The following is a 6,183-nucleotide window of genomic DNA, read 5'->3' on the forward strand; positions in this document are numbered from 1 at the left end:
GCCCGCCCCCGCAGACCTTCCAAGTAACAGAACCTGGACGCCGCCGCGCTGCCCGACGTGTTCCGCACCCGCGCGGGGCACCCACGGCCATCCGGGCCCGGGGCGGGACCGCCGCTGGGGGCGGATCGGTTGGTGCGGCCGTGTGCCGTCGGTGTGCGGCTGCGGACGCCGGGCCCCACAGCCCATCTTCCTGGCGGGTCCGCCCCGGCACGCCCACCGGCCGGGGAACCCGGAATCGTGACCGCGGGGCGGCGGGGTCTGCCCGGCCGCCGCCCCGCGGCGTCACAGGGCGGTGAAGCGGTAGCCGCGGCGCAGCAGGGCCCCGAGGGCGGCGTCCACCGCGGCCACCGTCGCGGACCGGTCGCCGCCGCCGTCGTGGCAGAGCATGACGTCCCCGGGGCGGGCACTGGTGAGGACGCGGGTCACGTGCCGGACGCCGGGCTCCCGCCAGTCCTTGGGATCGATGCTCCAGTCCACCGGTGTCAGGCCGTGCTCGCGGGCGGTGGTCAGCACGGTCCAGGACCAGCCGCCCGCGGGGGCGCGGAACAGCGTCGGCGCCCGGCCGGCCGCGGCGCGGACGGCCTCCTGGGTGCCGGAGATCTCCCGGCGGATCTCCGAGCGCGGCAGCGCGGCGAACGGCTGCGGATGCGTCATGGTGTGGTTGCCGATCGCGTGGCCGGCGTCCGCGACCCGGCGGACGAGCTCCGGGTGCCGCGTCACGCGGGCACCCACCACGAAGAAGGTGGCGGGCACCCGGTGCGCGGCGAGCACGTCGAGCAGCATCGGCGTCCACCGGGGGTCGGGTCCGTCGTCGACGGTGAGCGCCAGCGGCGCGCCCGCGCGGTCAGGGGTGACGATCCGGAACACCGGCGCGCACAGCCGCGGCCGACGCGTCGCCCCCGCCCGGCCGGGGAGCCGGGCACGCAGCACCTCGGCACGGCGGACCGCGGACCAGGCCAGCTGGGCGCCGCGCGCCCGGATCACCTCACCGGCCACCGGCCACCTCCGCCACGGCCACGGGAGCGGGGGCGGCCCGCCGCCGGCCGCGCCCGATCTGGGCGGCGAGCAGGATCGCGCCGGCACCCACTACCTCGGTCAGCGTGCAGCACAGCCGGCTGGCGAGCGCGGCGGCACCCGCCTGGGACCAGGGCAGCACGGCCGTCAGCACCACCATGAGGACGATCTCGCGGACGCCGGCGCCGCCGGGCACGACGAGGGCGAGCGCTCCGGCCGCGGCGGCGAGCGCGAAACCGCCGACGCAGACCGCGAGGGACGCTGCCGGCGGCGCGCCGAGCACCACGGCGATCAGCCACAGGTGGCCGCCGCCCACGATCCAGGACAGGATCTCCAGGACCATGGCACGCCGCAGAGCGGAGTCGGACACCTCGGCGCCCGGTGCCGGGCGCCGGAGCAGGCGCGCCGCCAGGGCCGCCGCCCACAGTACGAGGCCCGGCCGCCAGAGCAGCACCGCGACCAGCGCGACGGCGGGCAGCAGCCACACCGCTCCCTGGCCGAGCGCCCGCGGTGCCGCGGCCGTGCCGACGACCGCCGCGGTCAGCACGACAATGATGGAGTTGAGGACGTAGGCCGCGACCATCCGGCCGGCCGGGACGCCGCTGTCCCGGCCCAGGTACACGCTGGCCAGCGCGCTCCAGAACGGTCCGGGCAGGTACTTGCCGAGGACGGAGGCGCCGAAGATCCGGAAGGTCGCCCCGAGCGGCAGCGGATGTCCGAGGCCGGTGAGCGTGCTGCGCCAGGAGGCCATCCCGAGCAGCAGCCCGGCGGTGTTGACCAGAAGCGAGCCGGCCAGCCACGGCAGCGCGCCGGGGCGGGACAGCAGCGCCATGATCTCGGCCCCGTTGCCGCGCAGCACGCTCCACATGCCCACGGCGGCGCCGCCGACGAGGGCGACGGCGAGGACCGGGCGCAGCACGGCGGCCCAGCGCCGGCGCCGGGACGGGTGCGGGCTCATCCGGCCCTCCCGTGCAGGCGGGCGGTCGGGACCCCGAAGTCGCGCTGCACGAGCCCGCGCGCCCACCCGGCAGCCGCCCCCAGCGCGATCTGCACGTTCACCAGCAGGTGGCAGGCGAGGAAGGGCACGAGGAAGCCGGTACCGCGGCGCTCGCGGACGAAGCGGAGCAACCCGGGATCCGAGGCGGCGAAGACCGCCAGGCCGAGCAGCGGGGGGACGGCCAGCGCGGGGAGGAGCGGGGCGAGCAGCAGCAGCGGCGCGGTTCCGGCGGTGAGCAGGGCGGCCGCCACCCCCAGCCCGCTGTTGGCGCGCAGCGCGCCGGGGCGGCCGCGGTGCGCGGCGGCGAAGGGGATGAGCAGCTGCGCCCGCCGGAACTGCTCGCCCAGCATGGGGAGCAGCTGGTGCTCCTCGTCGTGTCGGGCGACGACGCGGTCGGTGAGCAGGATTCCGTGGCGGGCGGACAGGCGCTCGCTGTACTCCACGTCCTCGGAGTCCCGCAGCGCCTCGTCGAACGGCCCCACCTCGTCGAAGACCGCGCGCGGCATCGCGGCGGCGGCGAAGAACGCGGTGGGGGTGCGGCCGACGCCCCGGCGCCGCCAGTGGTGGGCGTGCAAGGTCCGGTACCACTCGACGACGCCGTCGTCGATGAGGGGTTCCGGGGCGATGATGCCGTGCACGCAGCCCAGGCCCGGGTCCTCCCGCAGCAGCCGGACCGCGTTCTCCAGCGCGTCGGGGGCGAGCGCCTGGTCAGCGTCGAGGAAGAACAGGATCTCCCCGCTGCTGGCGGCCACCCCGGCGTTGCGCGCGGCCGAGACCCCGCCGTTGCGCTCGGCCCGCACCACCTGGCACGGGTGGCGGGCCGCGATGCCGGGGGAGTCGTCGGTACTGGCGTCGTCGGAGACGACGACCTCGTGGGCGGGGAGGGTCTGGGCGAAGACGGACCGCAGGCACAGCTCCAGGGTCCGCGCGGAGTTGTAGTTGGGGATGATCACGGAGACCGTGGGGGTGGTGGACATTACCCGAGAAACCTCTTCGTCAGTTCCGCCGGCCGGCCGGGACACCGCCGCCCGCCGGACGGGCGGTGGGCGGCGGGCTCACAGCGCGACCTCGATGACCTGGGATCGGTGGTCGGACAGATCGCCCATGGGGACGAGGTCGTAGCGGCGCACGTCGACCTCCGGTGTGGTGAAGGCCCAGTCGAGCCGCCAGAGCCCCAGGAAGGCGGCGCGCTCGCTCCACGAGACCGGGTAGACGGAGTCACCGGCCCGGGCGGCGTCCCGCAGGCTGCCGCGCAGGGTGTCGAGCTCGCCCATGACCGCCGTGGAGTTGAAGTCCCCGGCGACCACGGCCGGGCCGGGGACGGCGGCGAGCGCCTGTTCGAGTCCGGCGAACTGGGCGGCCCTCGACCGCTCGCGTTCCTGGAGCATCTGCGGGATGTCGGTGGTGAGCAGGTGCCACCCAGGGTCGATCTGGACGGGGATGTGCACGTTGTAGAGGGCCAGGCGCTGCCCGTCGACGCTGATGTCGGTGCGCAGCACCTTGGCCGCCCGGTAGGTGTCGAGCCAGTCGGCCTCGGGCCCGATTCCGGCTCCGGGGCCGACCGCCGTCGCCTCCTCGATGGGGAACCGCGAGATGGTGATCAACTCGCCGCGGATCTCCACGTCGTAGCCGGGGAACTCGGCGCGGATGCGGTCGAGTTCGTCGACCGGCCGCAGGTTCTCCTGCCGGTGGTCGACACCGTTGAGGTACTCCTGCAGCAGGTAGACGTCGGCGTCTCGCTCCCGCAGCGCGGCCCAGAAGCGACCATCGCGGTCGGTCGCGTACTGGCCCCACCACTCGGTGTTCCACGACACGATCCGCAGGTCGTGGCCCGGAGCGGGGTCGCGGGGAACGAGCGCCTGCGGGACGAGGCCGGTGCGCGGCCAGCCCACCGCCAGCGCCACCAGCGCGAGGCAGAGGACCGCAGCGGTCGCGCCCCGGCCGGTCCGGCCGGGGCGAAGGCGCACCGCGACGGCAGCCGCGGCCAGCCCGGCGGGCACCACCACGAAGGCGATCGGCGGCATCAGGTCCACGGCGAGCAGCGGCCACCAGTGGCCGCTCAGCGCCCGCTGGCCCACCGTGAACCCCACCCAGGCGACGGCCAAGGCGGTGAGCAGCCGGACGGCGCGGCCGGAACGTTCCCGGCCGTCGGCCGGCCGCGGGCCGGCCGGGTGCTGCGGCGGCCGCGGTCGCAGCGCGGTCACCGCGCCCCCACGCCGGAGGCGGCGAGGTCGTCCCGGTCGTAGAGGCGCCGGAAGGCCGGCGAGACCACCCAATGGACCGCTCCGACGAGGACGGCCACGGCGACGGTGAGGTTGAAGACCAGTTGCACCCCGGCGAAGCTGAGCAGGAAGAGGGGCCCGCGGGCCGAGGCCACGTACCGGTACATCCCGAAGTCGAGCGCGAAGACGGCCGCGAGCGCCGCCGCGGGCAGCAGCCAGCCGAGCGGTCCCACCACCAGCGGTGCGGGCAGCGTCACGACGGCGAGGAACGCGGCGACGCTCGCCCACACCCGGAAGGCGGTCTCGAACCCCTTGGAGAACTTGCGCCGCCGGGCGTAGAGGGGGACGCGCAGCCGGCCGCGGGTGAAGATCTTGCGGACGAGGGGCCAGAGCCGGTCGTCGTCGTCGTGGAAGCCGGTGATGGCGGGGGTCAGCCGGATCTCGTAGTGCTGGGAGAGCCGCTGCCCGTAGTCGACCTCCTCGGTCTGGCGGAGGTTGGGGTTGAACGGCCCGATCTCGTGGAACACCTCGACGCGCAGCGCGCAGATCGCCGAGATGAGGAAGCTGACGGACCCCTCCGAGCTGGTGCGCCAGTAGTAGGCCTGGAGGCAGCGGCACTCCTCGACGAGGCTGTCCCGGATCAGCGGCTCGGGCTCGTACATGCCGCACACGGCTCCGATGCCGGGGTTGTCGCGCAGCTGGTCGACCGCCTCCCTGATGGCGCCGGGGGTCAGCGCGACGTCGGAGTCCAGGAAGAACAGGATCTCGCCGGAGGCGTGCTCCACGCCGGTGTTGCGGGCCACCGCCACCCCGCTGTTGCGGCCGGTGCTGATCACCTCGACGCCGAGGCCGCGGGCGATCTCCGCGGAGCCGTCGGTGCTGCAGTCGTCGACGACGATGATCTCCTTGTTGGCGTAGTCCTGTTCCAGGACGGAGCGGACGCACTGGGCGAGCGACCGTCCGTAGTTGTAGTTGGGGATGATCACGGAGACGAGCGGCTGCGCGTTCATCTCTTCCTTCCTCTCGCGGCGTCTCGGCGGGCTGGAGCTGGTCGGGTCCGGTCGGACGGGTCAGGTGACGAGGAAGACCGCCACCCACAGCGCCCCGGCGATGAGGAGCGGCTGGTCACCGAGGAGGGTGCGGACCGGGTCGCCGCCGCCGCTGCCCACGACGAGGATCTGCAGGTAGCGGAAGAGCGCGAAGACCGCCGCGGCGACGGTCACGACGATGAGTGCCGTGGAGCCGCCACCGGATTCCGGCCCGGCCAGCAGGAAGATGGTGTGGGCACCGAGGGCGAGGGCGGCGCTGACGAGGATGAGGTAGTCGGCGAGCTGCACCGAGTACCCGACGAGGGCCGGGCGGTGGCCGGAGGACCCCGCGGCGAGCTCGCGGCGGCGCTTGCCGAAGGAGAGCAGCAGGCAGGCGCTCAGCACGGTCAGCAGCAGCCACGGCGAGGGAGCGGCGTCCAGGACCAGGTAGCCGAGGAGCGCCCGCAGGGTGAAGCCGGCCGCGACCGTGAACGCGTCCACGATGGACACGTGCTTGAGGCGGAAGCTGTAGGCGAGGTTGAGGACGAGGTAGGCGAGGACCGGCCAGGTCCGGGGCAGCGAGCCGAGGACGACCCCGATGCCGAGCAGGACGCAGACCACCCCGAGGTAGCACCAGGCCGCCGGCACTCCGAGTTCGCCGGAGGCGATCGGGCGGTACCGCTTGCTGGGGTGCCGGCGGTCGCGCTCCCGGTCGAGGATGTCGTTGAGGGTGTACACGGCCACCGAGGCCAGGGTGAACAGGGCGGTGGCCCACAGGACCGCGGCAACGGAGCCCGGGTCCCACCGGGAGAGCGTCAGCGCGGGCAGCGCGATGACGACCGGGTTCTTCAGCCACTGGTGCGGCCGGGAGACGCCGAGAAGGGCGCGCGGCAGGCGGAGGAGGCGGGGACCGCCCGGGCGG

The 6,183-nt window shown here is 74.8% G+C and carries 6 protein-coding genes; all 6 read right to left on the reverse strand.

What is annotated here, in order from left to right:
• Positions 1–282: 282 nt before the first annotated feature.
• Complete coding sequence (locus DEF28_RS25050) at positions 283–996, reverse strand: polysaccharide deacetylase family protein (RefSeq protein ID WP_199493526.1); 714 nt, start codon at positions 994–996, stop codon at positions 283–285.
• Positions 986–1,972 (reverse strand): lysylphosphatidylglycerol synthase domain-containing protein, encoded by a 987-nt coding sequence (locus tag DEF28_RS25055; RefSeq protein WP_114400551.1) that lies wholly within the window; start codon positions 1,970–1,972, stop codon positions 986–988. The genes DEF28_RS25050 and DEF28_RS25055 overlap by 11 nt, the downstream gene beginning before the upstream one ends.
• Entirely contained in the window at positions 1,969–2,988 is a 1,020-nt protein-coding gene (locus tag DEF28_RS25060) for a glycosyltransferase family 2 protein (protein ID WP_181874442.1), read from the reverse strand. The genes DEF28_RS25055 and DEF28_RS25060 overlap by 4 nt, the downstream gene beginning before the upstream one ends.
• Before the next feature lie 78 nt (positions 2,989–3,066).
• Positions 3,067–4,215: an endonuclease/exonuclease/phosphatase family protein gene (locus DEF28_RS25065; RefSeq protein ID WP_114400552.1), complete on the reverse strand. Its 1,149-nt coding sequence runs from the start codon at positions 4,213–4,215 to the stop codon at positions 3,067–3,069.
• Entirely contained in the window at positions 4,212–5,243 is a 1,032-nt protein-coding gene (locus DEF28_RS25070; protein ID WP_114400553.1) for a glycosyltransferase family 2 protein, read from the reverse strand. Before DEF28_RS25070 ends, DEF28_RS25065 begins: the two co-directional genes overlap by 4 nt.
• 60 nt (positions 5,244–5,303) lie before the next feature.
• Positions 5,304–6,183, reverse strand: an 880-nt coding sequence (locus DEF28_RS25075; RefSeq protein ID WP_199493528.1) for a UbiA prenyltransferase family protein, incomplete at its 5' end; no start/stop codon positions are given.

The organism is Marinitenerispora sediminis (genome assembly GCF_003336425.1).
Classification (GTDB): Bacteria; Actinomycetota; Actinomycetes; order Streptosporangiales; family Streptosporangiaceae; genus Marinitenerispora; species Marinitenerispora sediminis.